At 65.0% G+C, this 25,418-nt stretch carries 20 protein-coding genes; 7 read left to right on the top strand and 13 right to left on the bottom strand.

Annotation, left to right across the window (positions count from 1 at the left end; genetic code table 11):
- Positions 1 to 72 precede the first annotated feature (72 nt).
- Positions 73 to 942 carry a flagellar brake protein gene (locus tag AC1PPK_RS10385; protein ID WP_481117742.1) on the top strand — a complete coding sequence of 290 codons (870 nt, stop codon included), beginning with the start codon at positions 73 to 75 and terminating at the stop codon, positions 940 to 942.
- A gap of 10 nt (positions 943 to 952) precedes the next feature.
- On the opposite strand, the gene AC1PPK_RS10390 is transcribed toward AC1PPK_RS10385, so the two are convergent.
- On the bottom strand, positions 953 to 2,224 hold the full coding sequence (locus AC1PPK_RS10390) for a D-amino acid dehydrogenase (RefSeq protein WP_481117743.1): 1,272 nt from the start codon (positions 2,222 to 2,224) through the stop codon (positions 953 to 955).
- A 132-nt stretch (positions 2,225 to 2,356) separates the two neighbouring features.
- On the opposite strand from AC1PPK_RS10390, the gene AC1PPK_RS10395 reads away from it, so the two are divergent.
- The 5 genes from AC1PPK_RS10395 (at position 2,357) to AC1PPK_RS10415 (ending at position 11,490) form a co-directional block, all read left to right on the top strand.
- Positions 2,357 to 3,358, top strand: a complete 1,002-nt coding sequence (locus tag AC1PPK_RS10395; protein ID WP_481117744.1) for a class 1 fructose-bisphosphatase — start codon at positions 2,357 to 2,359, stop codon at positions 3,356 to 3,358.
- A gap of 101 nt (positions 3,359 to 3,459) precedes the next feature.
- Entirely contained in the window at positions 3,460 to 7,119 is a 3,660-nt protein-coding gene (gene putA, locus AC1PPK_RS10400) for a bifunctional proline dehydrogenase/L-glutamate gamma-semialdehyde dehydrogenase PutA (protein WP_481117745.1), read from the top strand.
- 54 nt (positions 7,120 to 7,173) lie between these two features.
- Positions 7,174 to 8,913 carry an autotransporter assembly complex protein TamA gene (locus AC1PPK_RS10405; protein WP_481117746.1) on the top strand — a complete coding sequence of 580 codons (1,740 nt, stop codon included), beginning with the start codon at positions 7,174 to 7,176 and terminating at the stop codon, positions 8,911 to 8,913.
- A 157-nt stretch (positions 8,914 to 9,070) separates the two neighbouring features.
- The gene (locus tag AC1PPK_RS10410; RefSeq protein ID WP_481117747.1) at positions 9,071 to 11,131 is read left to right on the top strand and encodes a thioredoxin domain-containing protein; all 2,061 of its coding nucleotides are present in this window, start codon (positions 9,071 to 9,073) and stop codon (positions 11,129 to 11,131) included.
- Between the two features lie 44 nt (positions 11,132 to 11,175).
- Positions 11,176 to 11,490 carry a c-type cytochrome gene (locus AC1PPK_RS10415; protein ID WP_481117748.1) on the top strand — a complete coding sequence of 105 codons (315 nt, stop codon included), beginning with the start codon at positions 11,176 to 11,178 and terminating at the stop codon, positions 11,488 to 11,490.
- A 70-nt stretch (positions 11,491 to 11,560) separates the two neighbouring features.
- On the opposite strand, the gene AC1PPK_RS10420 is transcribed toward AC1PPK_RS10415, so the two are convergent.
- The 5 genes from AC1PPK_RS10420 to AC1PPK_RS10440 are packed head-to-tail and all read right to left on the bottom strand — an operon-like array spanning position 11,561 to position 16,676.
- Complete coding sequence (locus AC1PPK_RS10420) at positions 11,561 to 13,027, bottom strand: efflux transporter outer membrane subunit (RefSeq protein WP_481117749.1); 1,467 nt, start codon at positions 13,025 to 13,027, stop codon at positions 11,561 to 11,563.
- A complete protein-coding gene (locus tag AC1PPK_RS10425) occupies positions 13,024 to 13,941 on the bottom strand; it encodes an efflux RND transporter periplasmic adaptor subunit (RefSeq protein WP_481117750.1) in 918 nt (305 codons plus the stop codon). Before AC1PPK_RS10425 ends, AC1PPK_RS10420 begins: the two co-directional genes overlap by 4 nt.
- Before the next feature lie 17 nt (positions 13,942 to 13,958).
- Positions 13,959 to 14,165 (bottom strand): DUF1656 domain-containing protein, encoded by a 207-nt coding sequence (locus AC1PPK_RS10430; protein WP_481117751.1) that lies wholly within the window; start codon positions 14,163 to 14,165, stop codon positions 13,959 to 13,961.
- Positions 14,162 to 16,228, bottom strand: coding sequence for an FUSC family protein (locus tag AC1PPK_RS10435; RefSeq protein ID WP_481117752.1), 2,067 nt, complete (start codon positions 16,226 to 16,228; stop codon positions 14,162 to 14,164). The genes AC1PPK_RS10430 and AC1PPK_RS10435 overlap by 4 nt, the downstream gene beginning before the upstream one ends.
- The gene (locus AC1PPK_RS10440; RefSeq protein ID WP_481117753.1) at positions 16,221 to 16,676 is read right to left on the bottom strand and encodes a MarR family winged helix-turn-helix transcriptional regulator; all 456 of its coding nucleotides are present in this window, start codon (positions 16,674 to 16,676) and stop codon (positions 16,221 to 16,223) included. Before AC1PPK_RS10440 ends, AC1PPK_RS10435 begins: the two co-directional genes overlap by 8 nt.
- A gap of 314 nt (positions 16,677 to 16,990) precedes the next feature.
- On the opposite strand from AC1PPK_RS10440, the gene AC1PPK_RS10445 reads away from it, so the two are divergent.
- Positions 16,991 to 18,181 carry a porin gene (locus AC1PPK_RS10445; protein ID WP_481117754.1) on the top strand — a complete coding sequence of 397 codons (1,191 nt, stop codon included), beginning with the start codon at positions 16,991 to 16,993 and terminating at the stop codon, positions 18,179 to 18,181.
- Between the two features lie 145 nt (positions 18,182 to 18,326).
- On the opposite strand, the gene proB is transcribed toward AC1PPK_RS10445, so the two are convergent.
- The 7 genes from proB to AC1PPK_RS10480 form a co-directional block, all read right to left on the bottom strand.
- Complete coding sequence (proB, locus tag AC1PPK_RS10450) at positions 18,327 to 19,445, bottom strand: glutamate 5-kinase (protein ID WP_481117755.1); 1,119 nt, start codon at positions 19,443 to 19,445, stop codon at positions 18,327 to 18,329.
- Positions 19,426 to 20,589 (bottom strand): GTPase ObgE, encoded by a 1,164-nt coding sequence (gene obgE, locus AC1PPK_RS10455; protein ID WP_481117756.1) that lies wholly within the window; start codon positions 20,587 to 20,589, stop codon positions 19,426 to 19,428. Before obgE ends, proB begins: the two co-directional genes overlap by 20 nt.
- 87 nt (positions 20,590 to 20,676) lie before the next feature.
- Complete coding sequence (rpmA, locus tag AC1PPK_RS10460) at positions 20,677 to 20,943, bottom strand: 50S ribosomal protein L27 (protein ID WP_481117757.1); 267 nt, start codon at positions 20,941 to 20,943, stop codon at positions 20,677 to 20,679.
- 12 nt (positions 20,944 to 20,955) lie between these two features.
- Positions 20,956 to 21,267, bottom strand: a complete 312-nt coding sequence (gene rplU / locus AC1PPK_RS10465) for a 50S ribosomal protein L21 (protein WP_299863693.1) — start codon at positions 21,265 to 21,267, stop codon at positions 20,956 to 20,958.
- A gap of 85 nt (positions 21,268 to 21,352) precedes the next feature.
- Positions 21,353 to 21,775, bottom strand: a complete 423-nt coding sequence (locus AC1PPK_RS10470; RefSeq protein ID WP_481117758.1) for a hypothetical protein — start codon at positions 21,773 to 21,775, stop codon at positions 21,353 to 21,355.
- A 5-nt stretch (positions 21,776 to 21,780) separates the two neighbouring features.
- Entirely contained in the window at positions 21,781 to 22,980 is a 1,200-nt protein-coding gene (locus tag AC1PPK_RS10475; RefSeq protein ID WP_481117759.1) for a hypothetical protein, read from the bottom strand.
- A complete protein-coding gene (locus AC1PPK_RS10480) occupies positions 22,977 to 25,412 on the bottom strand; it encodes an EAL domain-containing protein (protein ID WP_481117760.1) in 2,436 nt (811 codons plus the stop codon). Before AC1PPK_RS10480 ends, AC1PPK_RS10475 begins: the two co-directional genes overlap by 4 nt.
- Positions 25,413 to 25,418: the final 6 nt, after the last annotated feature.

Here is a 25,418-nt window from a genome sequence, read left to right on the forward strand (position 1 = left end):
TTCCTAAAGTCGTAGTGTGGCGTGTCGATATCTGCCTCACATTGGGCAGACTGTGGGTGGCTTATGTCTTACATGCGAATCAGGGCCGGTGACATCGAGGTCGGCAAGCCGGTTGAATGGCCACTCTACGATGAGAAGAAGCAGCTGCTGATGGCTCGCGGTGTCGTCGTCGAAACGGAGAGTCAGAAGCAAGCCCTGATGGAGCGGGGTCTGTTCCGGAAGCTCAATATTCGAGAGACGCGGCTGAACACGGATAGCGGTGAGCGGCCGACGGACGATTTGTGTGCCTTTGAAGACATCAAGCTCGACATCGGCGATACCCTGCAACTGCAGGTGCAAAATGACGCAGGACCGCAGCGCTATTACGTGAAGTTGATTGGTTTCCTGAAGGGCAAGAGCGTCTTGGTGACCACGCCCAGCCAGGATGGCAAGGTGCTGTTGATGCGGGAAGGGCAGACCTTCGTGGTCCGCATGTTCTCCGGCAAGAGTGTGTATGCCTTCGGCACGACGATCTTCAAGGTCGCGAATGTCCCCTTTCCCCACCTGCACCTGACTTACCCCGGCCAGGTCCGCGGCTTGGTCGTCCGTCGCGGTGCGCGGGCGCGGGTCAACCTGATCGCTGCAGTAAGCGGCACGGATGGGCGTTCCCATGCGGCAACGATTCTCGATTTGAGCACCGGAGGCGCAATGCTGGTCGCCAAGGCGCCGATGGGGGTCAGGGAAGACCGGATCGCGATCAAGTTCCGGGTTGTGATCAATGATATCGAGGAGTATCTGACCATCCCGGCTGTGCTTCGCTCGGTGCATGCCACCGCTGCGGCGGAAGGGGAAAAGCCCCAGGTCCACCACGGTGTCCAGTTCGAAGAGATGCCGCACGCCGAGCAGGTCGTGTTGTCGGCCTTCGTCTATCGCATCCTGTTCGAAGAGTCGGCCGACGCCTGATCTAGCAGCGTCAGTGGCGGGGTTGGCGGGAGCTGAGGAAGGGAAAGTCCGGCTCAGGCTGGTGACCGGTCACAATATCGGCGATCGCTCGGCCAGACCCACAGGCCAGTGTCCATCCCAGCGTACCGTGCCCGGTGTTGAAGAACAGTCTGCCGGTGCGGGCCGGGCCGATCAATGGGACGTTGCCCGGCGTTGTCGGGCGAAGGCCGCACCAGTGCTCGGCTTGGCTGGAATCAGCGACGCCGGGCAGGTGTTCGTTCAGCCATTGCACGATCGCTGCGCTGCGTGCCGGATCGGCTTCCAGGTTGTAGCCATTGAGTTCGGCGGTACCGGCGACACGCAGAAAATTGCCGAGCCGCGAGCACACCACGCGTCGCGCCTCGTCGGTCAGGCTCAGGCGTGGAGCTCGTTCGGAATCGATGATGGGGGCTGTGATGGAATAGCCCTTGACCGGATAGATCGGTAGCCGTTCGCCGAGTGAACGCGTCAGCAAGGGGCTGTAGCTGCCTGCAGCGAGCACATAGGCATCCGCACGCAGCATGCCGCTGCGGCCGTCCGCATCCTCCACGCGAAGACCGCTGATGGCTTGACCGAGGACTTCGAAGGCGTTCAGCTTTGTGTTGAAGAGGAAGCGGACGCCCGCTTCCTGGGCCTTCACAGTCAATGCGCGGCAGAACAGGTGGGCGTTGCCGCATTCGTCGTCGATACCATGCAGCACGCCAACGAGTCGATTGCGCATGGTGGAAAGTCCGGGCTCCAGCGCGACGGCCTGATCCGGGTCGAGGATCCGGGCGCGGATGCCGAGGTCCAGCAGGACCTGCAGTTTGGCCGGGACGTGTTCGAAATCCTTGGCCTCCATGAACAGGTGAAGGATGCCGCCGGTACCTGCTTCGTATTCGATGCCGGTGGCGGCACGCAGGGCCCGCAACTGGTCACGGCTATAGTCGGCCAGGTGGGCAATGGCTGCGGTGTTGCGTGCCGTGCGTGCAGGCAGGCATTCACGAAGGAAGGCCAGGGCCCAGCGCCATTGGGCTGCATCGGCTCTGGGATGGAACAGCAGTGGGGCGTCCTTGCGACCGAGCCAGCGCAGCACCGTGGCCGGTGCGCCAGGGTTGGCCCACGGTTCAGGATGGCTGACGGAGATCTGCCCGCCATTGGCATAGCTGGTTTCCAGGCCCGGACCGGGCTGGCGTTCCACGACGGTGACTTTGCAACCGGCCTGGCTGAGATACCAGGCGCTCGTGACGCCAGCCAGGCCGGCGCCGATGACGAGGACTTCCATGATGCCTTGTTTATAGTTTTCGGAAGGGGCGGGCGACCGTCCCGGGCAATCCAGCTGCTAATCATAAACGACGGAGGGCATCGATCCGGGCGATAATCCGTACTTTCACAGGCAATTCCGGAGAATCGAGTCATGCGTCGAGTCACGCTTACCCAGTTTTTGATCGAACAGCAGCGCAAGGGCCTGATGGGCGCCGATCTGCGCCTGCTGATCGAAGTCGTCGCACGTGCCGTCAAGGCCATCGCCGTCAATGTGTCCAAAGGCGCTTTGGCTGGCGTCCTCGGTGAGGCCGGCAGCGACAACGTGCAGGGCGAGGCCCAGAAGAAGCTGGACGTGATCGCCAACGACATCCTGATCCAGGCCAACGAATGGGGCGGCCACTTGGCGGCGATGGCCTCGGAAGAGGTCGAGGAGATCCGTCCGATTACCGGCGACTACCCGAAGGGCGCCTACCTGCTGTTGTTCGATCCGCTCGACGGCTCGTCCAACATCGACGTGAATATCTCGGTCGGCACGATTTTCTCCGTGCTGCGTTGTCCGGAAAGCGTCGCCGCACCGACCGAAGCGGACTTCATGCAGCCCGGCACCGCTCAGGTTGCGTCCGGCTACTCGGTCTACGGCCCGTCCACCCAGCTCGTGCTGACCGTCGGCGACGGTGTGCATGGTTTCACCCTCGATCGGGAAATGGGCAGCTTCATCTACACCCACCCGTACATGACGATCCCCGAGGACACCAAAGAATACGCCATCAACGGTTCCAACGAGCGCTTCTGGGAAGCCCCGGTGCAGCGCTACGTGCGCGAACTGCGCGAGGGTAAGGAAGGCCCGCGTGGCAAGGATTTCAACACCCGCTGGGTAGCCTCGATGGTGGCCGACGTGCACCGCATCCTGACCCGCGGCGGCATCTTCATGTACCCCCTCGACAGCAAGATGAAGGACAAGGGCGGCAAGCTGCGCCTGATGTACGAAGCCAATCCGATGGCGATGATTGTCGAAGCAGCCGGCGGTGCGGCCACCACCGGGCGCGAGCGCATCCTCGACATCCAGCCGACCAAGCTGCACCAGCGCGTGCCAGTGGTGCTCGGTTCGAAGAACGAAGTGGAACTGGTGACCCGTTACCACCTGGAAGGCTGAGTCTTTCCTACCTGAAAACCGGGCCTGCATGCGGGCCCGGTTGAATCGTTTTCTCTGGCCGTGGTCGAATCGGGCGTACGCAGCTTTCGCCTGGTGATGACATGACCGCGCCGTTTGACCCCTCATGCCTGTCTTCCGATGCAGACCTGGCCGCCTTGCGTCGGCGCATCGAAGACGCCGCCCGACGACCCGAGGCGGAAGCGCTGGCGCCGCTGATCGACGGCGCCCGCTTTACCCAAGCACAGGCCGCGCGCATCTCGGCGCTCGCCGAATCCCTCGCCGCAAACGTACGCAGCACGCGCTGCCGGGCCACCGGCGTCGATGCGCTGATGAACGAGTTCTCCCTCGACAGTAGCGAAGGGGTGGCGTTGATGTGTCTTGCCGAGGCGCTGCTGCGCATTCCCGATGCGGCCGGGCGTGACGCACTGATCCGCGACAAGTTGTGCTACCGGGACTGGTGGGGGCATATCGGGCACAGTCCTTCCTTGTTCGTGAACGCGGCGGCCTGGAGCCTCGCGCTGACCGGCCGCCTGCTGACGCCCGATGACGAGCGGCGTATGCCCGGTGCCTTGCTCGGCTTGTTACAACGGAGCGGCGGGGCCTTGCTCCGCGAGGCGATGGAGCGGGCGATGCGCCTGGTTGGTCAGCAGTTCGTCGTCGGGGAAACCATCCAGGATGCCCTGACGCGCACCACCAGTGGCGCGGCAGCGAGTTATCTGTATTCCTTCGACATGCTCGGCGAGGCGGCCGTCACCGCTGACGACGCGGCCCGCTATGCCACCGCTTACGCCCAGGCCATCCACGCGGTGGGTGAGCAAGGCCGCTGGCACGGCGTGTCGCAGCGCAACGGAATTTCGATCAAGCTGTCGGCCCTGCATCCCCGCTACAGCTGGGCCCAGCACCGCCGCGTGATGCGCGAGCTGGTGCCTCGGGTGCGTCAGTTGTGCCTGCTGGCCAAAGCCCAGGACATCGGCCTGACCATCGATGCGGAGGAGTCCGACCGTCTCGAACTGTCCCTCGATGTCCTGGCTGCGCTCGTTGCCGACCCTGCGTTGGCCGGCTGGCAGGGGTTGGGCTTTGTCGTGCAGGCCTATCACAAGCGCGCTCCGGCCGTCATCGACTGGCTGGTGGCGTTGGCGCGCAGCAAGCGCCGGCGCCTGATGGTGCGTCTGGTGAAGGGCGCCTATTGGGACGCCGAGATCAAGCGGGCCCAGCAGGATGGCCTGAGCGACTACCCGGTGTATACGCGTAAGGCCCATACCGACCTGGCCTACCTGGCCTGCGCCCGTGCGCTGCTGGCGGCGCCGGATGCGCTGTTCCCTCTGTTCGCGACCCACAACGCCCATACGGTCGCCGCAGTGCTTGAAATGGGGGGGGCCTTCCGCCTCGGCGATTATGAGTTCCAGTGCTTGCATGGCATGGGCGAGACCCTGTTCGAACAACTTACCCAGGCCGAAGATCCGGTGCTGCGTCGTCCAGTGCGCATTTATGCGCCAGTGGGCAGCCATGCCACCTTGCTGGCTTATCTGGTGCGCCGCCTGCTCGAAAACGGCGCCAACAGCAGTTTCGTGAATCGGGTCGTGGACGAGTCTGTACCTTTGGCGGAACTGGTGGCCGACCCGTATCGCGGCGTGCTGGCCAGTGGCGGCAACCCTCACCTGCAGATCCCGCTACCCGCCGACCTGTATGTGGATCGGCGCAACAGCCGGGGCTTCGACCTGGCTGCAGATGGAGTGCGTCGGGCCTTCCTCAACGCTCTCGAGCGCAGCCGGGAAGAAACTCCGCATGCCGGGCCGCGCATTGCGTCGGGAGAGGGGGAGACGGCGGAGGTGCAGGTGATCCACAACCCGGCGCAGCTCGATGAAGTGGTCGGCATGGTGCGCTGGGCCGGCATGGCTGATGTGGAGGCGGCGTTGCAGACGGCGGCCGCACACGCGTCGGGCTGGGCCGTTGACGCGCCGGAGCAGCGCGCCCTGTGCCTGGAGCGAGTGGCTTTGGCGCTGGAAGCGCGCAGCCACGCGCTTGTGGCGCTGATCGTGCGGGAGGCCGGCAAGACCTTCGCCGCCGCCCAAGGCGAGGTCCGCGAGGCGGCGGACTTCTGCTGCTATTACGCCAGTCGCCTGCGTGCCGGCGATCTGGCCGGCAGCCGTCCCTTGGGGCCAGTGGTGGCGATCAGTCCGTGGAATTTCCCGCTGGCGATCTTCGTCGGGCAGATTGCCGCCGCGCTGGCTGCCGGTAACCCGGTACTGGCCAAGCCTGCCGAGCAGACGCCCCTCATCGCCGACCGGGCGGTCGCGCTGCTGCACGAAGCCGGCGTGCCGCGCCCGATGCTGCAATGCCTGCCCGGGCTGGGCGAAATCATCGGTGCGCGCTTGGTGGCCGACCCGCGTGTCTGCGGCGTGATGTTCACCGGTTCGACGGCGGTCGCTGCGGCCATCCATCGGGTGCTGGCAGCCCGGGGTGATGTGCCGCTGATCGCCGAGACCGGCGGCCTCAACGCGATGATCGTCGATTCGACGGCCTTGCCTGAGCAGGTCGTTGCCGACGTGCTCGGTTCTGCCTTCGACTCCGCCGGCCAGCGCTGCTCAGCGCTGCGCCTGCTGTGCCTGCAGGAGGACATCGCCGAGCGTGTGTTCGACCTGCTCGACGGGGCGATGGCCGAGCTGAGCGTCGGCCGCCCCGACGACTTCGCCACCGACGTGGGACCGCTGATCGATGCCGACGCCCGCGTGAAGATCGACGCCTACGTGGACGCCATGCGTGCCAACCGCTACCGGGTGCTGACCCGCAGTCTGCCGGATGGCTGCCTGAAAGGGTACTTCGTGGTGCCGACTGTAATTGAACTGAATACGGCGGACGAGCTGACGCGGGAGGTCTTCGGTCCCGTGCTGCACGTGCTGCGCTATGCGGCGGGGGAACTGGATGCCTTGCTCGATACGCTGGCGGCGAGCGGCTACGGACTGACGCTGGGTATCCAATCGCGGGTGGATGCCTTTGTCGAGAGAATTGTCCGGCGCATACCGGTCGGCAATGTGTATGTGAACCGCAATATGATCGGCGCGGTGGTCGGCGTGCAGCCCTTTGGCGGAGAGGGCCTGTCGGGCACCGGGCCGAAGGCCGGTGGGCCCCTGAGCCTGCGCAGCCTGGTGCATGGCGCGCCGCAGCCCTTGCCGGATCTGGCGCGTCCGGCAAGGGCTGGGCTCGATGTGCTGGAGGCCTGGCTGGCGGGGCCGGTACTGTCCCTACCCGATGAGTCGATCAAGGCCGGACTGCGCGCCCGGATTGCCGCCTATCGTCGGGCGTCGCTGGCTGGCGTGAGTCTCCCCCAGCCTGGTCCGACGGGGGAGCGCAATACTCTCCATTTCCATTCCCGTGGCGCCGTCCTGGGACTGGCAGATCATCCCGTGGCGTGGCTGCACCAGCTCGCTGCTGCGCTGGCCACCGACTGCCGCCTGCTGTTGCCGGCAGAGGACGAGGCCGCGGCAGCCTGGTTGTCGTCGCTGCCGGAGGCGCTCCGCTGCTGGGTCGAGCCGTGTGCGGACGTGCTCACCTGCATGTGGGGCGCCGTGCTGGCAGACCTGCCGTCGGAGGACACGGCCCGCTGGCGGAGCGCATTCGCGGAGAGGGACGGTGCGATCCTGCCCTTCCTCGTCCCTGCGCCCGACTATGCGCTGGAACGTCTGGTCCATGAGCGCTGCGTCACGGTGAACACCTCTGCGACGGGGGGCAACACCGGCTTGCTGCGCCTGAGGGACGGGTAGCGCACGGCACGTTCTGCGGCACGCGGATGGAATAGGGGCTGCTAGAATCCGCCCGTGCTGCGCCGTCCATCCGCCCTTCGCCTGTTCTTCACCTGCCTCGCCCTGGGGGCGGCGGCCTGGGCGCAGGCTGCCGACGTCCGTGTCGAGCTGGTTGCACCGGATGACTTGCGGCCCCTGCTTGAAAGGCATGCAGACTTCCTCGACCAGCGGCCGGAAGGCGGACTGGACGAGGGCGGGCGGGTGGCCGTCCTGCGGCGCGCGCGCAAGGAGATCGGCGAGATTCTGGCGACCGAAGGCTATTTCTCCCCGTCTATCGAGAGCGTCGAGGCGGGCGAGGTCTTCCGCATCGTCGTGACGCCTGGGCGTCGGACCGTGATCAGCCAGGTGAACCTGCATTTCAGCGGTGATGTGAGCCGCGCCGAAGGCGAGCGCCCGGCGCGGATCGAGGCCTTGAAGGCGGCCTGGGGCCTGCCCGTCGGCCACCCCTTCCGGCAGGCGGACTGGGATTCGGCCAAGCAGCAACTGATGGACGCGCTGGGTGCCCGCGATTACGCTGCGGCGAGCATGACCGCCAGCCATGCGCTGATCGACCCGGAGACGGCCACCGCGACGCTGACTATCGATGTGGATTCCGGGCCCGTCTTCCGCTTCGGCCGGATCGACATCACCGGGCTGAGCAGCTACGACCCGTCGTTGATCGAACGCTACCAGCCGCCGAAGGAGGGCGAGCCTTACAGTCTGGACCGTCTGCTGCGCTTCCAGACCGCGCTGCAGAACACGCCGTATTTCGCCTCGGTGGTGGTGGATGTGGACCGCGAGTCGGCTACGCCGGACGCGGTGCCGGTGCGCGTTCAGCTCACCGAGGCCTTGCCGCGCCGTCTGGGTTTCGGTGTCGGTGCCAGTAGCAACACCGGCTACCGGGTCGAGACCACCTATCGGGATGCTCATTTCTTCGACCGCGCCTACAACCTGGTCAGCGGCATCCGTCTCGAACAGCGCCGCCAGCTCGGCTACGCGGATGTGTTCCTGCCGCCGTCCCCGACGGGCTACCTGGACAGCGTCGGTGCGCTGGTCGAGCACACCGACATCTCCGGGCTGCAGACCCAGCGCCAGTCCATCGGCGTGGTGCGCACCATTCCGCGCGGCAACATCGAGAACCGTCTGTCCCTCAATTTCCAGCACGAAACCCTGACCCCAGACGGCAGCCTGCCGTCCAGCCGGAAGGCCCTGGCCGCCAACTGGTCGTGGACCCGTCGGGCGGTGGACAACATTCTCGATCCGCGGGATGGCCAAGTGCTCAACCTGCAGGTCGGCGGCGCGGCCCAGGTGCTGCTGTCCGACCGCAACTTCGCGCGCTTCTATGGGCGCTACCAGCTCTTCGTGCCGGTGGCCAAGCGCGATGTGCTGATCCTGCGGGCGGAGGGCGGCGTCACGGTGGCCCCGTCCCGTGACGGTGTACCGCAGGACTTCCTGTTCCGTACCGGTGGCGCCCAGAGCGTGCGCGGCTATGCCTACCAGAGCCTGGGCGTACGCGACGGCACGGCAACGGTTGGCGGGCGCTACCTGGCGGTGACCAGCGCCGAGTATGTGCACTGGTATTCCGGCGACTGGGGCGTGGCGACCTTCGTCGATGCCGGCAATGCCAACGACGAACGCAAACTGTTCAAGATGAACTTCGGCTACGGTTTCGGCCCACGCTGGAAGAGCCCGGCGGGCCCCATCGCGCTGGATCTCGCCTACGGCCAGCGGGACCACCGGGTACGCCTGCAGTTTGCGGTGGCGATCGCTTTTTGAGCGCCCCCAGGGCCGGACTGCGCCCGGCCCGTCCCCCGCGGGGGAAGCGGAAACTTGGGGCAGCCCGACGTCTCCTTGAGACTGCACAACTTTTGCTTGGACCGGGGCTCCAACGCACGACGCCCTACAAAGCCGACAAAACCCTGCGGGAGCCCCCATGCCCAACCGACTGCAGTACGAAACCTCACCCTATCTTCAGCAGCACGCCGACAATCCGGTGGACTGGTGGCCCTGGTGCCAGGAGGCCCTCGACCTGGCCCGCCGGGAAGACCGGCCGATCCTGCTGTCCATCGGCTACTCGGCCTGCCACTGGTGCCACGTGATGGCCCACGAGTCCTTCGAGGATCCTGAAGTGGCGGTGTTGATGAACCGCCTGTTCATCAACATCAAGGTGGACAGGGAGGAGCGCCCCGACCTCGACCAGATCTACCAGGCCGCCCACCAGATGCTGGCGCGGCGTGGCGGCGGCTGGCCGCTGACGGTGTTCCTGACGCCGGACGGCAGCCCCTTCTTCAGCGGCACCTATTTCCCGAAGGCGCCGCGTTACAACCTGCCGGGCTTCCCGGATCTGCTGCAGCGGGTCCATGAAGCCTTCACGACCCAGCGCCAGACCATCGACGAACAGAACCGGGGCCTGCGCGCCGCGCTGGCCCGCAGCGAGACGACCGGCAGCACCCATCCGTCGGATTTCAGCAGCGCGCCCCTGCGTGCGCTGCAGGAGGGGCTGGCGTCCACTTTCGACGAGGAACATGGCGGCTTTGGCGGTTCGCCCAAGTTTCCGCACCCAGCCGACCTGGATTTCCTGCTGCGCCGCTTTGCTGCAACCGGTGACGTGGCGGCTCGCGACATGGCGCTGAAAACCCTGCGCGGCATGGCCGAAGGCGGCATCTTCGACCAGCTGGGCGGCGGCTTCGCCCGCTACAGCGTGGATGGCTGGTGGAATATTCCCCACTTCGAGAAGATGCTCTACGACAACGGGCCCTTGCTCGCACTGTATGCCGATGCATGGGCGCTCACCGGCGAGCCGCTGTTCGCCCTGGTTGCCGAGCGCATGGCCGAATGGGTGTTGCGTGAGATGCGTCTGCCGGAGGGGGGGTTCGCGTCCTCGCTGGACGCCGACTCGGAACACGAGGAGGGCAAGTTCTACGTATGGGACAAGGCCGAGGTGCGTGAGTGCCTCGATGATCTGGAGTACCGCGTACTGTCCCAGCACTACGGCTTGGCGCGGCCGCCCAACTTCGAGGAGAAGCGCTGGCATTTCTACGTGGCGAAACCGCTGGCTGGCGTGGCCGACAAGCTCGGCATGACGCTCCCCGACGCGGAGGCCGCGCTGGAGCGCGCCCGTGCCAAGCTGTTCGCCCGTCGGGAGGGCCGCGTGCGCCCCGGCCGCGACGACAAGCTGCTGGTCAGCTGGAACGCGTTGATGATCCACGGCCTGGCCCACGCGGCCCGCATCTTCGGCCGCAACGACTGGCTGGCGGCGGCGACCCAGGCCATCGATTTTATCCGTCAGACCCTCTGGCAGGAGGGTCGCCTGCTGGCAACCTACAAGGACGGGCGGGCCCATCTGAATGCCTATCTGGATGATCACGCGCTGTTGATCGCCGCGTTGATCGAGAGCCTGCAGGCGGCCTACCGGCCGGAGGATCTGGAATTTGCCGAAGACCTGGCCGACGGGCTGCTCGACGCCTTCGAGGACCGGGCGGGTGGTGGCTTCTTCTTCACCCGCCACGATCATGAAGCGCTGATCCACCGTCCGAAGAGCGGCCACGACAACGCGATGCCGTCCGGTAACGGCATTGCTGCGCAGATCTTCGGGCGGCTCGGTCACCTGACTGGCGAGACGCGTTACCTGGCGGCCGCCGAGCGCACGCTGCAGGCCTTTCATGCCGCGATGGCGAGCAGTCCGATGGGGTTTGCGAGCCTGGGCGTCGCGCTGGCCGAACACCTGCAGCCGCCGTCCTTGCTGGTCTTGCGGGGGGCTCCTACGGCTTTGCCCGAGTGGTTGCGCCGGGTGATGGAAAGCTATCGACCCGGCCTGCTGTGCGTGGGGTTGCCGCCGGGCGTGCCCAACCTGCCGCCGGTGCTTGACAAGCCGGCTGGTGAGACCGTCAACGCTTGGTTGTGCTCGGGCGTTACTTGTCTGCCACCGTTTGCTGTCTGGTCGGCGCTTGATGCCGCACTCGCGGTAATTGGCAAACCCGAAGGCGGGGCGTAGACTCCGCGCAGCTTTTTTCTGCCACACAACTCGAGAGGATCACAATGAAGAAACTCGTTGCTGTCGCCGCCATCGCCGGTCTGATGGGCACTTCCGCCGCCTTCGCCGACGCCGGTCTGGATCTGGCCAAGGCCAAGAACTGTCTGGCTTGCCATGCCGTGGACAAGAAGGTTGTCGGCCCCGCCTACAAGGACGTGGCTGCCAAGTACAAGGGCGACAAGACCGCCGAGGCCAAGCTGGTCGAGAAGGTTCAGAAGGGTGGCTCCGGCGTCTGGGGCCAGGTCCCGATGCCTCCCAACCCGCAGGTCACCCCGGCCGAAGCCAAGACCCTCGTGTCCTGGGTGCTCAGCCAAAAGTAAGTCGCCGGCCTCGCCGTCGCATAAAAAAACCAGCCTTCGGGCTGGTTTTTTTATTTCTGGCGTCCGTCGTTCAGTAATGCCCGGCGGTCTTCGCGGGATGGTCTTGCTTGTCGTTTGATGCCTGCTCCCAGCCGCCGCCGAGAGCCAGGAACAGGTTGACCTGGTCCAGGGCCAGCTGACTGTCCGACACGGCGAGGGCAGCATCGGCGCTGGTGAGGTTGCGCCGCGCGTCCAGATCGTTGATATAGGGTGCGCGTCCGCCGCGGTACAGGGTTTCCACCTGGCGCGCTGCCTCGGCGGCGTCCTTGCGGGCGGTGCGCAGCGCGGCATTGCGGTCGAGCTCGCGGGCGTAGACCGCCAGGGCTGTTTCCGTGTCGCGCAGCGCGCCGAGCACTGCACCGTCGAAGTGGGCCAGGGCGGCTTCGGCGCCGGCCTTGGCGATCTCGATGCGGGCGTATTCGAGGCCGCCGGGAATCGTCCAGCTGATCAGCGGACCAATGCCCCAGCGTTGGGTATCGGGCTGGCCAAGGTCGCGGAGAAGGCCGGTGAGACCCGCGCTCAGGCCGATGGATACCGTGGGGTAGAGGGCCGCCGTCGCCACGCCGATGCGCGCCGTCGCGCCAGCCAGCGCCCGTTCGGCCTGGCGGATGTCGGGGCGGCGCTTGAGCAGTGCGGTGCCGTCGCCGACCGGGATCGGCGCGTTCAGCTTGGGAAGCTGAGTGCAGCTTGCGACGGCGTTCGGAAACTCTGCCGGCGGCCGGCCGGTGAGTGCGGCCAGTGTGTATAGCGCGGTGCTGCGGTGGGCCTCGTAAACCGGCAGCGAGGCGCGGATCTGTTCGACCTGGGCCCTGGCGCGGGTCACGTCGGTAATTGTGCCGCGCCCTGCGTCGGCCAGCTTGCGGGCGACGCCGAGATTGTCTTCCTGTTGCTGCAGGGCGCGTTCGGTGACTTGTTTCTGGTAGCCGGCCGAGCAGGCTTCGACGTAGGCGCGGGCCACGTCGGCCGCGATATTGACGCGCACCAGGTCAACGGCGGCCTGGCTGGCTTCGGCGTCGGCTTCGGCCGCTTCGGTGAGGCGCCGCAACTGGCCGAACAGGTCGAGCTGATAGGAGGCGGCGAGGCCACCGATGCCGAGGTTCATCGGCGGAATGCTCTCCTTCAGCAGGTAGGCCTGGCCGGCAACTTTTTCACGGGCGACGGCGCCGCTGAGGCGTGCCCCCGGTTCGCTGGCCGACTCGGCCTCGGCGACGATGGCATGGGCCCGCGCCAGATTGGCCGAGGCTACACGCAGCTGGGTGTTGGCGGCGAAGGCGGTCTCGATGAGGCCGTTGAGCGTGGCGTCGTCGTAGAGCTTCCACCAGTTGGCGGGCAGCGGCTCGCTGCGGACGCTGGCGTTGCTGCTGCCGACGAAGGCGCCTTGTGCTGCCGGCAGGTTGATGGCGGCCTTTTCCGGCAGGTGGTAGTCGGGGCCGACCGTGGTGCAGGCGCCCAGACCAAGGGTGAGCCCGACCACGCCGAGGGTGTGCAGGGCCTTCATTTGGCGACTCCGCCCTTGCTTGCCGGGGCGGCGCTTTCGATCTTGCCGTCCTTGTCGATGATTGCCACCGTAGCAGTCAGGCCGGCGACCAGCTGGAGGTCCTTCGGTACTTCGTCGAGGGCGATACGCACCGGAATCCGCTGCGCCAGGCGCACCCAGGTAAACACCGGGTTCACATTGGGCAGCAGGTTGTTGCCGTTGGCGCGGTCACGGTCCTCGATACCGGCGGAGATGCTCTCCACGTGGCCGCGCAGTTCTTGCTCGCGGCCCATGATGCGGATCCTGGCGGCCTGGCCGATCTTCACGCCCTGCAGCTTGGTTTCCTCGAAGTAGCCGTCCACGTGGAAGGAATGGGTATCGAGCACGGCGAGCACCTGCTTGCCGGCGGTCACGTAGTTGCCCGAGCGCAGGGACAGGTCGCTGAGGTAGCCGTCCACCGGCGCGACGATCTTCGTGCGGGCCAGATTGAGGACGGCGAGATCCCGGTTGGCGATGGCCTGGGCGAGCTGGGCTTCGCCGAGTTCGACCTTTTCGCGGCTCTGTTCGACGGTTTCCTGCGCCACCAGGTTGGATAGCTGTGCGTTGCGGCGGGCTTCGCGGCGGGCCTGCTCGAGGTTGGCGCGTACGGTGGCGACCGCCGCGTCGGCCTGCTTGACGGCCAGGCGGTAGCGCTCGGTGTCGATCTGGAAGAGTTCCTGGCCCTGCTTCACGAACTGGTTGTCGTGGATCGTCACGTGGGTGACGAGGCCGGAGACGTCGGGCGTGACCGGCACGATGTCGGCGCGCACGCGGCCGTCGCGGGTCCACGGTTCGACCTGGTAGTGATCCCACAGGCGCTGGGACGCGAAGAGGGCAAGGACGACCGCCGCGAGGGTGACGGCGATTCGGAGGAGCTTGAGATAAAGCGGTTTCACGGGAGCATTACCTTCAATCAAAAGGAGGGCATGGGCAGGCGGATGACAAGGGACCAGACGATCATGAACACGGCGGCGTCGAACAGGGCCGGGTGCCACACGACGCGGTACAGCCCGACCAGCGAGAACACGCGGCGCAGCAGGAAGGAGAAGACGAAGGCGAGGGGCGTCGACACGAGGATCGACGAAACCAGGACGCCGTCGAGGTTGAGTTCCCCGATCATGCGGAAGGTCCTTTCATCGAGAGCGGGCCGGTTTGGTAGGCCGCGGCTTTGGGAAACAGGTTGCCGCGCAGGCCGACCATGGCCGACAGGCCGGCTAGCTTGGCCGTCGACGGCGCTTGTTCGGCGATGGCGTGCAGCGCCTGGTCGATGTCGGCCAGCAGGCTGGCAGGAGCGTCCGTCAGCCGGCCGGCGGAGCGCTGCGAATAATGCTCGCCCACACCGGCGAGTGCCCTCTCGGCCAGATCGCGGGTGATGGCGTCGAAGCTCGGGCTGGCTTTCTGTAGCGTGACCAGGTTCATGCCGATGCGCAGATCGTGCAGTACGTTGACGCCGCGCAGTTCGCCGCTCTGGGACACGGCGGCGAGTTTGGGCGTGAGCAGGGTCAGGCGGTCGAGCAGGCGGCCGGCCAGCGCAATAGGGTCGGCTGATGCGCCGGCCCGGGCGTGGTGGGCGAGATCCCGCCAGTTGTGGCGCAGCAGGCGGCGCGCGCTGGTCTCGACGCTGATCGAGCGCATGAAGCCGGTGACCCACAGGGCGATGAGGACGCCGACGAACATGGCGGTGTTCACGTTCATGAAATCGGCGAAGTCCTGGTGATTCAGTGTTTCCTGCAGCGCCAGCGCATTGCAGACTCCAGTGATCATCGCCATGGCGGGCACCAGAGTGCGCGGCGCTGCCATGTAGATGCCCATCGGAATGAAGATCGGGGCCAGGGTCAGGACAAGCATAGGAAAGTCATTGACGCGGGGCAGCACGGTGAACTGGAAGACCGCGGCGATCGGCAGAGCCACCAGATTGAAGATGCCGAAGCTGACGATGGTCGGTTTTGGGTCGTCCATCGTCGCGAAGAAGCAGCACACCACCGCGGCGATCATGGCGGCCGCGGCGCCGTCCCGCCAGCCGCTCATGATCCACAGCGCGCAGCACAGCAGCACAGCAATGCTGGCCGCAGCGGCCGACAGCAAGGCCATGCCATAGTCCTTGTGCAGGGGGCGGCGCTCGTGCGTGCCCACCTGCTCCGCCAGCGCTGCCGACAGCGGTTTGTTGCGGCGCACGTGGTCGAGCAGGGTGTGGCTGTCGCCCAGCGTCTCGACCAGCTCGACCAGGCGGGTCAGCAGGCTCGCGGAAAGCAGCGTGGCCCAGTCGGCGTCATGGGGCGTGGCGGCAGCGACGGATTTCAACTCGGTGAGCAAGGGGTCGGCACGGTCGCGGTCCGCGCCGTCCGCGATCCACGCTGCGACGGCGTCGATCAGGTGGGCGACCTCGGGCGAAAGCGTGTGGCCATCGGTACGCAGCGCGCTGAGGCGGTCGTTCAGACCATCAATGATCGGGATGAGGACCAGCGTGCGGCTGTGCAGCGCGTGGACAACGTTGGTGATTTCGCGCAGGTTGGACGTGTCGAAGGGCAGATGTTTGGAGAGTAGGTGGATCTCCGTCTCCGCGGCGGCGAGCTGGCGGCGCTCCCGGTCTGTTTCGGCGGCGCTGCGTCCGTGGAGTACGTCGAGTGCCCACTGGTCGGCACTGCCCAACCAACTGGTTAGGCGGCTGACCAGGGGGCCGCCGACCGGGCGCGGGAAGATGAGGCTATGGACGACCGTGGCACAGACGATACCGATCGAGATCTCCTCGAAGCGCGCGACGGCAACGTCGAAGATCAGGTCAGGTGCATTGACGCTCGGGAAGGCGATGATCGCGGCCGTGTAGCCGGCCAGCATCAGCACGTAGCTGCGGGGTGTGCGGTCAAGCAGGGAGACGAACAGGCAGGCGCCGATCCACAGCGCGATCACCAGGCACAGCAGCACCGGCGAGTCCACCAGCGGTGGTACCAGGAGAAGGGCGACCGTCGAGCCGACCAGAGTGCCACCCAGCCGGAAGATCGCTTTGGAACGCACGGCGCCGGCCAGTGGGTGACTGACGATGTAGGCCGTCATCATCGCCCAGTAAGGCCGCGGCAGGCCGATGCTGAAGCCCACGTACAGCGCGAGCATGGCGGCCGCAAAGCTGTTGAAGGAGAACAGCAGGGCACTCCGCTCGAAGCGCAGGGCCGTCAGCAGCTTATTCATTGCTGGTCTCGGGGTGCAGTGCGGCATCAAAGGCGGCGAAGACCCGCAGGGCGGCCTCAAGGTCTTCGTTTGCCACGCGGGCGAGCAGCTTGCTGCGCAAGTCTTCGATCAGCTTCTCGACGGTGGCGGCCATCGCGTGGCCTTGCTCGGTGAGGTACAGCAATTTGGCACGCTTGTCGGCCGCGTCACCACGGCGCTCGATCAGGCCGGCCAGGCATAGCTGGTCGAGCAGGCGGCCCAACGATGGCCCCTCGATCCCCATGTCTTCGGCTAGCACTCCATGCCGCACGCCGTCGCCAAGGCGACTCAGATGGATGATGGGTAGCACCCGCGCATCCGACAAGCCGTGGGCGAGGGCGGCGTCGTTGACGGCGCGCCGATAGATGCGCGACAGGCGCACCAGGTTGCTGGTAACGGCGGCTTCACGAAGGATTCGGTTCTTGTCCATGATGGAAACGGGGTTGACGACGGCGTTCAATAATATATAGCAAGCTTCCTATATTAATACTGTGCCGCACACTGTGTAAAACCCGTACATCTGCAAACCTTGCAATGCGGCTCCTATATGGCGCGCTTGGTTCCCGTCTTTCGTGTTGCGAACTTGCAACACTCCGATGCGGCTTCGCATCCAAAAAACAACGCTGTCCTTGCCCTCGGCTTTGCCAAGCGCTGACAATGCAGGCCAACTTCTCGTTAGAGAGGTGAAATTGGTCGGCCCTGCGCAAGCAGTGCGTGCCAGTCTTCAATCAAGAGGAGAAACATATGCAAAAGAAACTGATCGCTCTGGCCGTTGCCGGCCTGGCCTCCACCGGCGCCTTCGCTCAAGCTAACGTTACCGTTTACGGCATTGTCGATGGCTCCTTCGACACCGTTCGTGTTTCCAACACCAACGGCAACACCGATCTGGGCAACACTACCCGCGTCTCCTCCAACTCTTCCTACCTGGGTTTCAAGGGTGCTGAGGCCCTGGGCAATGGCCTGACCGCTGTGTTCCAACTGGAAACCGGTGTTGCTTTCGACAGCAACGGTGCTGGTGGCAACATGTTCGGCGCTGCTCGTGACAGCTTTGTTGGTGTTTCCAGCAGCAACTTCGGCACTGTGGTTCTGGGTACCCTGACGGGCCCGACCCGTGCTTTGGGCACCACCCTCGACGTCAACGCCGGCGCTACCGGCATTGGTGCCAACTCCGCTCTGCTGGGCAAGCTGGGTAACAACCTGGTTGGCACCACCAGCAGCACTGGTGACTACGCTGCTGGCGGCAACTGCGCCCGCTCCGCTGGTTGCTCTTCCATCTTCGATACCCGTTGGAAGAATGCCATTGCCTACGTTTCTCCGACCTACTACGGTCTGAACGCCACCGCTGCTTACGTGGCCAACGAGAACAAGGCTTTCCACAATGTGGTCTCCACCGGTGCCAACACCACTGGCTATGACCTGGGCCTGAAGTACGCCAACGGTCCGATCCTGGCTGGTCTGACCTACAACGCTGTCAGCATCGGCAACGACGCTGGTACCAACATCTCCGACCTCCGTCTTGGTGGTATGTACGACTTCGGTATCGCCACTGTGCGTGCTGTGTTCGATCATGCGCGTGCCAACCACTTCGGTGGCAACGGTGTTAACCAAAACGTCTGGGGCCTTGGTGGCACCTTCAACGTGACCCCGGCTGGCAAGATCCTGGCTCAGGCTTACTTCGCTCGTGACCTGAAGGTCAACGGCAGCAGCCAGAACAGCACCGGCGCCAAGCTGTTTGAAGTCGGTTACGAGTACAGCCTGTCCAAGCGCACCATGCTGAAGGCTGTGTACGCTCACCTGAACAACGACAACAACGCTTCCTACGACTTCGGCGTGAACGCTGTTGGTCTGAACGGCTCCGCCAACGGCGCTACCGCTGCTCAAGTGGCCGGCGCTACCGTTCAGGGCATCCAGCTGGGCCTGCGTCACTCCTTCTAATTCAGACTTCGTCTGAATCGGAAATTGACGGGCACCTTCGGGTGCCCGTTTTTCATGGCTTTGTCTTTGGTGAAGTGAAGGGCAGGCCCAAAAGCAAATGGCCACCGAAAGGCGGCCATTTGCTTTTGGTGGCAAGCGGTAAAGGTCAGCCGATTTTCACCAGATTGTCCCGATGGATCAGTTCCGGCTCTTCAGAAAATCCGAGAAGTTCCTCGATGTCGTTGGATGCATGGCGGGCAATGCGGCGGGTGTCATTGCTTGCATAGTTGATCAGGCCGCGGGCGACTTCCTTGCCGCTTTCGCTGCGGCAGGCGACGACGGAGCCGCGGAAGAACTCGCCGTCTACGGCGATCACGCCGATCGGTAGCAGGCTCTTGCCGTCTTTCAGGGCTTCCACGGCGCCGGCATCGAGGGTCAGGCTGCCAGCCAGTTGCAGGTGGTCGGCGAGCCACTGCTTGCGCGCGGCCAATGGTGTGCTGGTGGCGTAGAGCAGGGTTCCGATGCTGTCGCCAGCGGCAACGCGTAGCAATGCATCGGTTTCGCGACCGCTGGCGATGCAGGTGTGGGCACCGCTGCGGGCGGCGCGTTGGGCTGCGCGCACCTTGGTGATCATGCCGCCTTTGCTGATTCCGGTGCCGGCGCCGCCGGCCATGCCTTCGAGGGCGGTGTTTTCGGCGCGGTCCTCGGAGATCAGCGTGGCGGCCGGGTCCTTGCGTGGGTCCGCAGTGTACAGGCCTTGCTGGTCGGTGAGGATGATCAGCGCGTCGGCATCGATCAGGTTGGCGACCAAGGCGCCGAGCGTATCGTTGTCGCCGAACTTGATTTCGTCGGTGACGACGGTGTCGTTCTCGTTGATGATCGGAACGACGCCCAGTTCGAGCAGCGTGACGAGGGTCGAGCGAGCATTGAGGTAACGCGTACGGTCGGCCAGATCTTCGTGGGTCAGCAGGATTTGGGCGGTGTGCAAGCCGTTCTGCGAAAAGACGCTCTCGTAGGCCTGGGCTAGGCCCATCTGGCCGACGGCGGCAGCGGCCTGCAGCTGGTGCATTTCCTGCGGGCGGCTGGTCCAGCCGAGGCGCTGCATGCCGGCGGCGATGGCGCCGGACGAGACGAGGACGATTTCCTTGCCGGAGGCGGCGAGGCTTGCGATCTGCCGGGCCCAGTCGGCCAGGGCTTCGACGGCCAGGCCTTCGCCGTTGTTGGTGACGAGGGCGCTGCCGACCTTGACGACCAGCCGGCGGGCGTTACGAATTGCGGATCTCATCGTCGTCTTCTTCGTCGTAATCGGTTTCGTCGTCGTCGATGTAGTCGGCGGCGTCAGTGTCTTCCTCGTTATCGATGCCGGCCGCGGCCCGGGCTGCTGCGGCTGCGTCGGCGAGCGCCTGGGCAGCGGCCTTTTCCTCGTCGAGGATGTCCTGGATCGCGAAGACCACTTCCTGGCAGCCGGCGCGGCTGATTGCGGAGATCTCGAAATGCCGTTCGACCGGGCCGTAGGCTTCGAGGAAGGCGGCGATGCGTTCCCGGCGTTCGTCCTCGTCGGGGATCAGGTCGAGCTTGTTCAGGACCAGCCAGCGGCGCTTGTTGACCAGTTCGTCGTCGTACTTGCGCAGCTCCTCGACGATCGCGTGGGTGTCGCGGACCGGATCGGCTTCCGGGTCGAAGGGAGCGATGTCCACGATGTGCAGCAGGATGTGGGTGCGCTGCAGGTGGCGCAGGAACTGATGGCCGAGGCCGGCACCGTCGGCAGCACCTTCGATCAGGCCGGGGATGTCGGCGATGACGAAGCTGCGATTCTCCGAGGTGCGTACTACGCCCAGGTTGGGGGCGAGGGTCGTGAAGGGGTAGTCGGCCACCTTCGGCTTGGCGGACGAAACCGCGCGGATGAAGGTCGATTTGCCGGCGTTGGGCATGCCGAGCAGGCCGACGTCGGCCAGCACCTTGAGCTCCAGGTTGAGGCTCTTGCGCTCGCCTTCTTGGCCCATCGTCTTCTTGCGCGGGGCGCGGTTGGTGCTGGTCTTGAAGTGCAGGTTGCCGAGGCCGCCGCGGCCACCCTTGGCGATCATCACGCGCTTGCCGTCATGGTCCAGGTCGGCGATGATCTCGCCGGTTTCCTGCAGCGAAATGATGGTGCCGACCGGCATGTGCAGCTCGATGTCGTCGCCGCCCTTGCCGTAGCAGTCGGCGCCACGGCCGTTCTCGCCGCGTTCGGCGAGGAAGGTGCGCTTGTAACGGTAGTCGATCAGGGTATTGAGATTGCGGTCGGCGATGGCGTAAACGTCGCCGCCCTTGCCGCCGTCGCCGCCGTCCGGACCGCCCATGGGGATATATTTTTCGCGGCGAAAGGTGGCGGCGCCGTTTCCGCCGTCGCCGGCGATGACTTCAATACGGGCTTCGTCGAAAAACTTCATGGGAGCTTCCGGTTGGGGCGTTTGATGATGCCCTGAAAGAAAAAAGCCCTATCCACAGATAGGGCTTTGAGCGTGCGCGAGCTGAAGTTATTCAGCGGCGGCGGGCACGATGTTCACGGTGCGACGCTTGGTGGCGCCCTTGACGGTGAACTGAACGGTGCCTTCGGTCAGCGCGAACAGGGTGTGATCCTTGCCGATGCCGACGTTTTCGCCCGGGTGGTATTCGGTGCCGCGCTGGCGAACGATGATGTTGCCGGCGAGAACGAATTGACCGCCGTAGCGCTTGACGCCAAGGCGTTTGCTTTCTGAGTCGCGGCCGTTACGTGAACTGCCGCCAGCCTTTTTGTGTGCCATGTCGGATTCTCCTTAGGCCGAGATCGCGTCGATGCGCAGCTCGGTGTAGTTCTGACGGTGACCCTGATGCTTCTGGTAGTGCTTGCGACGACGCATCTTGAAGATCTTGATCTTGTCGTGACGGCCGTGGGAAACCACGGTGGCCGTGACGGTGGCGCCAGCCACAACAGGGGTGCCGATCTTAACCGACTCGCCTTCGCCGACCATGAAGACTTGGTCGAGAGTGATTTGCGAGTCCACGTCAGCCGGTATCTGTTCTACTTTGAGTTTTTCGCCGACGACGACGCGATACTGCTTGCCGCCGGTTTTTATGACCGCGTACATGGATGTACTCCGAGTAAAGAGTTTTCAGGAAACGCGAAAGTATATGTGAAGACGAGAGTTTCGTCAAACCGACCTTGCTTCCCCTTCAGGGAAGGCGCAACAGGATGCGGGTGCCGGGTGGAACGTCGGTACGTTCCATGTAGCCGACCAAGTTGGGTGTATCAATCAGCCATTGGCGTGCTTCGGCGATCGAGTTGGCTTCCCGGGGAGGCAGCGCGCGACCTGTGAATACCAAGCGGGACCAGTAAGCGCGGATCTGCGCCGGATTCTTGCCGGTCAGCTTCAGATAGAAGTCGTCGCGCGAGGCTCCGTTGGGCAGGTCCATGAGCTTGACGGGCGTGCCGTCAGCCAGGGTGGTGGTGGAGCCCAGGTAGAGGTTTTCAGCGCGTTCATGGCTGAGTTCCATGGCCGGGTTGCGTACGCTGGCAACCAGCACGAGTTCCGCGTGGCTGAAGGCCGGCGCAAACAGGCCGGAAAAAAGCAGGAGAAGGGTTCTGGCCGAATGCATGGGGCTCAAAACACGAAGTCCACGGCAAGACTCAGAACGTAGGTCGGTCCATCGGGCTTCAGGTAGTCGGAGAGCTGGTTGGGAAGGAGGATTCCGAGCCCGCCTGGGCCGGGCTGGATGCGCTCGAACTGGGCTTTCACTGCGACATTGCGTCCGGCGTCCCAGCGCAGGCCGGCTCCGATGCTGCGCTGGGCCTTGTTGCGTCCGGCGTTGAAGGCTGCCAGACCGTCATCGAGTACGGCGACCCCGGTGGCCGCGGTGCTGACTGGAGAGACTTCCCTCTGGCGGGCCAGGGTCAGGTAAGGCATGAAGGCTCCAGTCCGGTAGCCGGCAGTGACATACCAGCCGAGTGCGGTGTCAATGTAGCGGTCCACATTGCGGCGAGCGATTTCGGCTATCAGCAGCAGGCGGTCCTGGTCGTATTGCAGAGCGGCCGACATGAAGCTGGTCTTGCCGTCGGTGCCGGAGAGCTCTGGCACGATGGCGTCGTGGCCGGTCGCAATGAGGGCCTGCCTCAAGCTGAGGAAATAGGCGTCTGACCAGCGCAGGGACATGTCCGCCCGGGCGTAGCTGATCTGGGCCGTGAGGCCGCGGCGGCTGAAGGAGGCTTTCAGGCCCCGGATCTTGTCGAGGTTGGCCGAGCCGCCGCGGATGTTCATCGCGCTGCTCCCGGTATAGGCATGCAGCTCCACGTCTGTGTCGGCGAACTGCCGACGGTACAGCGCATCGGCACCGTCGATGTCGGAGAGCGGGTTCAGGCTGTAGACCTCGACGGGTGGCCGGATCCACGGATTCGCATAGTTGAGGTTCAGCGAATCGGAATACATGAAGAAGGGCAGCCGCGTGCGGCCGATCCGCAATAGTAGTTCCGGGGTCGCCTGGTAGCTCGCGAAGGCCCAGGTGATGCGTGGGTCGTAGCTGCCCGTGGGGCTCTTGCGGACCACGGATTGCACTGTCAGATCGAGGCGGTTGCAGAGCTGAAGGGATCCTTGTACTCCGAGCACGGAGTCGACGGACAGGTCGAAGGCGGCACCCGCACCGGAGTCGCTGACGCTGTTGGAGCGGAAAGCCCGGTTGGCGTTGTCAGTGCGCGCTGCACCCAGGGTGCCGAAGCCGGACAAGCTCAGCGGGGATGGCGTGTCCGCTTGCGCCACCTGTGCAATCAGCGTGGCAAGAGAAAGAAGCAATGTATTCAGGCGCTTCACGTTCCACCTCTCTGGGCTTCAAGGCGCTGCCGGATCTTGTCGGCAGGCTCGGCGGCGGCAAACAGGTAGCCTTGGCCGTAGTCACAGCCAAGATCCCGGAGCATGTCGGCCTGGCTGGGGGTTTCGATGCACTCGGCGACGACGCTCATGCCCAGTTCGTGGGCCAGGCGGATGCTGCCTTCGACGATGGTGCGCAGGCGGGGAATGATCTCGATTTCGCGGACGAAGGAGCCGTCCAGCTTGATCGTGTCGCAGGGAATCGAATGAAGATAGCTCAGGGAAGAATAGCCGGTGCCAAAGTCGTCGATGAGGATGCGCAGGCCCTTGGCCCGCAGCTTGCCGAGTTGGTGCATGGCCAGTTCCTTGCGCGTGACCAGGGTGCCCTCGGTGATCTCCAGCTTGAGTGCAGCGGGTGGCAGGCCGTGGCGCTCGATGCAGGCGACGACTTGGTCGGCCAGATCGGCCTGGGTGAGCTGGCGGGCCGAAAGGTTGACGCTGATCGACAGCTTCTCGTCGGCAAGGCCCTGCTCGCGCCAGGCCTTCAGGCAGGCGCAGCTTTGGTCGAGCATCTGCATGCCGAGTTCGTGAACCAGGCCGAGGGATTCGGCGACAGGGATGAAGACGTCCGGGCCGATGCGCCTGGCGCTGGCCTGAGGCCAGCGGACGAGGGCTTCAAAGCCCGTCGTGCGGCCGTCGCGCAGATCGACGATGGGCTGGAAGTGAGCGACCAGTTGGTGATTGCTCAGGGCTGCCCGTAGTTGGGACTCGATCTGCAGGTCGCGGAGGACCTGTTGATGCATGGCCGACTGGAAAACCGTGATGGAGGCCTCCGCGCTACTGCGGGAGCGGTGCATCGCATTGTCTGCATCGCGCATCAGGTCTTCCGCGCTGTGGAAGCCGCCGCTGCCGAGTACAACGCCGATGCGTGTCTTGGGGTAGAGCTGATGGCCGTTGAGCTCGGCGCTCTCGGCCAGTTGGGTCTGCAGGTTTTCCGAAAAGCGGATCGCTTCGCCGGCGTCCGGGATGTCGTTGAGCAGTACTGCGAACTGATCGCCGGCCACCCGCCCGACCACGTCGCCGGGACGGGCCAGTGCGCAGATCCGGGATGCGACGAGGCGCAGCAGGTCGTCGCCGGCCGAATACCCCAGACTGTCGTTGACCACGTGGAAACGCTCGATGTTGATATGCAGGACTGCGAACAGGTTGCCGGTGGCCCGGTCCGCGTGGAGAAGGGTGTTCTGCAGGTGCTCGACGAAGAGTGCCCGGTTGGCGAGCCCCGTCAGGCCGTCGTGCAGGGCGTCGTGGATGAGTTGGTCTTCAGCGCGCTTGCGTAGATTGATGTCGCTGATCGAGCCCGCCATGCGGATCGCCCGTCCGCTGGTCGGGTCGTACACTGCCATGCCGCAGATGAGGATCCAGCGGTAGTCGCCATCTGCGTGGCGGATGCGGTGCTCGGCCATCAACTGGGCGGACTCCCGCTTCAGGTGGGCAATCACGCGCAGGCGGAAGGGCTCCCGGTCGTCCGGATGGAGGTAATCGATGATCGAGCGCTTTTCCTCGGTGAAGGCGTTGAACGACAGGCCGAGGATTTCGGCGAAGCGCGGGGCAAAATAAGTCTGGTCGTTGGCGATGTCCCAGTCCCACAGGCCGTCATTGGCGGCTCGCGTGGCCAGCGCGTAGCGTTCCTCGCTGAGGGCCAGCTGGCGGGCGGTACTCTCCAGTTCCTGGATACGCGACTGCAGTGCGGCGGCCATGCGGTTGAAGTGACGACATAGTTGCGCCAGCTCGTCGTTGCCCTGTTCTGGCAGACGGTGGGACAGGCGTCCGGCTGCGATGGCCTGGCTGCCACGCAGCAGACGCCCCAGGTTGCGGGTCAGCAGATAGCCGATGGCACCGAGCAGCAGCAGGGTGATTAGTACCTCGGCGCTGGCGATGGCAATGCCCTGGTTAAGGATGCGCTGCTTGGCCTGCACCAGCGGAGCGATGGACACGCCGAACTGCACGAAGCCGACCTGGTTGTGCTCCAGCAGCACCGGGCGGTGCACGTGGATCAGTGTCTGTCCGACATAGTTGCCAAGGCTCCCGGCGCTGTCTTCGTTGGGGGGCGGCAGCGCATCCATCTCAGGCATGCCAGCGCGGACCCGCAGTTGTCCGGTGCTATCGACGATGCGGACATAGACCAGGCCTTCGTGGTTGTTGCCGAGCAGTTCGCCGAGGGCATCCTGAAGATCCTGGTAACGCCCCTGGGGCACGTAGGCGGCTGTGACCACATTGAGGATGGCGGCGTTCTGGGCGATGAGGGTGCTCAGGCTGGCGGTTGTCGCCTCGTTGATCAGTCGTCCGCTATTGGTCAGCAGCAAGGTCAGCATGACCACCTGCACCACGGTACTGACCAGCAGCAGACGGACGCGGATCGAGAGCTTGCTCAGCATCGTGTC

It is taken from the genome of Zoogloea sp. JDB1 (genome assembly GCF_056724025.1).

Excerpts from the sequence above, each read along its gene's own strand:
- AC1PPK_RS10385 (WP_481117742.1), top strand. The coding sequence starts at position 73 with ATGCGAATCAGGGCCGGTGACATCGAGGTCGGCAAGCCGGTTGAATGG.
- AC1PPK_RS10390 (WP_481117743.1), bottom strand. The coding sequence starts at position 2,224 with ATGGAAGTCCTCGTCATCGGCGCCGGCCTGGCTGGCGTCACGAGCGCC.
- AC1PPK_RS10395 (WP_481117744.1), top strand. The coding sequence starts at position 2,357 with ATGCGTCGAGTCACGCTTACCCAGTTTTTGATCGAACAGCAGCGCAAG.
- putA (WP_481117745.1), top strand. The coding sequence starts at position 3,460 with ATGACCGCGCCGTTTGACCCCTCATGCCTGTCTTCCGATGCAGACCTG.
- AC1PPK_RS10410 (WP_481117747.1), top strand. The coding sequence starts at position 9,071 with ATGCCCAACCGACTGCAGTACGAAACCTCACCCTATCTTCAGCAGCAC.
- AC1PPK_RS10415 (WP_481117748.1), top strand. The coding sequence starts at position 11,176 with ATGAAGAAACTCGTTGCTGTCGCCGCCATCGCCGGTCTGATGGGCACT.
- AC1PPK_RS10420 (WP_481117749.1), bottom strand. The coding sequence starts at position 13,027 with ATGAAGGCCCTGCACACCCTCGGCGTGGTCGGGCTCACCCTTGGTCTG.
- AC1PPK_RS10430 (WP_481117751.1), bottom strand. The coding sequence starts at position 14,165 with ATGATCGGGGAACTCAACCTCGACGGCGTCCTGGTTTCGTCGATCCTC.
- AC1PPK_RS10435 (WP_481117752.1), bottom strand. The coding sequence starts at position 16,228 with ATGAATAAGCTGCTGACGGCCCTGCGCTTCGAGCGGAGTGCCCTGCTG.
- AC1PPK_RS10440 (WP_481117753.1), bottom strand. The coding sequence starts at position 16,676 with ATGGACAAGAACCGAATCCTTCGTGAAGCCGCCGTTACCAGCAACCTG.
- AC1PPK_RS10445 (WP_481117754.1), top strand. The coding sequence starts at position 16,991 with ATGCAAAAGAAACTGATCGCTCTGGCCGTTGCCGGCCTGGCCTCCACC.
- proB (WP_481117755.1), bottom strand. The coding sequence starts at position 19,445 with ATGAGATCCGCAATTCGTAACGCCCGCCGGCTGGTCGTCAAGGTCGGC.
- obgE (WP_481117756.1), bottom strand. The coding sequence starts at position 20,589 with ATGAAGTTTTTCGACGAAGCCCGTATTGAAGTCATCGCCGGCGACGGC.
- rpmA (WP_481117757.1), bottom strand. The coding sequence starts at position 20,943 with ATGGCACACAAAAAGGCTGGCGGCAGTTCACGTAACGGCCGCGACTCA.
- rplU (WP_299863693.1), bottom strand. The coding sequence starts at position 21,267 with ATGTACGCGGTCATAAAAACCGGCGGCAAGCAGTATCGCGTCGTCGTC.
- AC1PPK_RS10470 (WP_481117758.1), bottom strand. The coding sequence starts at position 21,775 with ATGCATTCGGCCAGAACCCTTCTCCTGCTTTTTTCCGGCCTGTTTGCG.
- AC1PPK_RS10480 (WP_481117760.1), bottom strand. The coding sequence starts at position 25,412 with ATGCTGAGCAAGCTCTCGATCCGCGTCCGTCTGCTGCTGGTCAGTACC.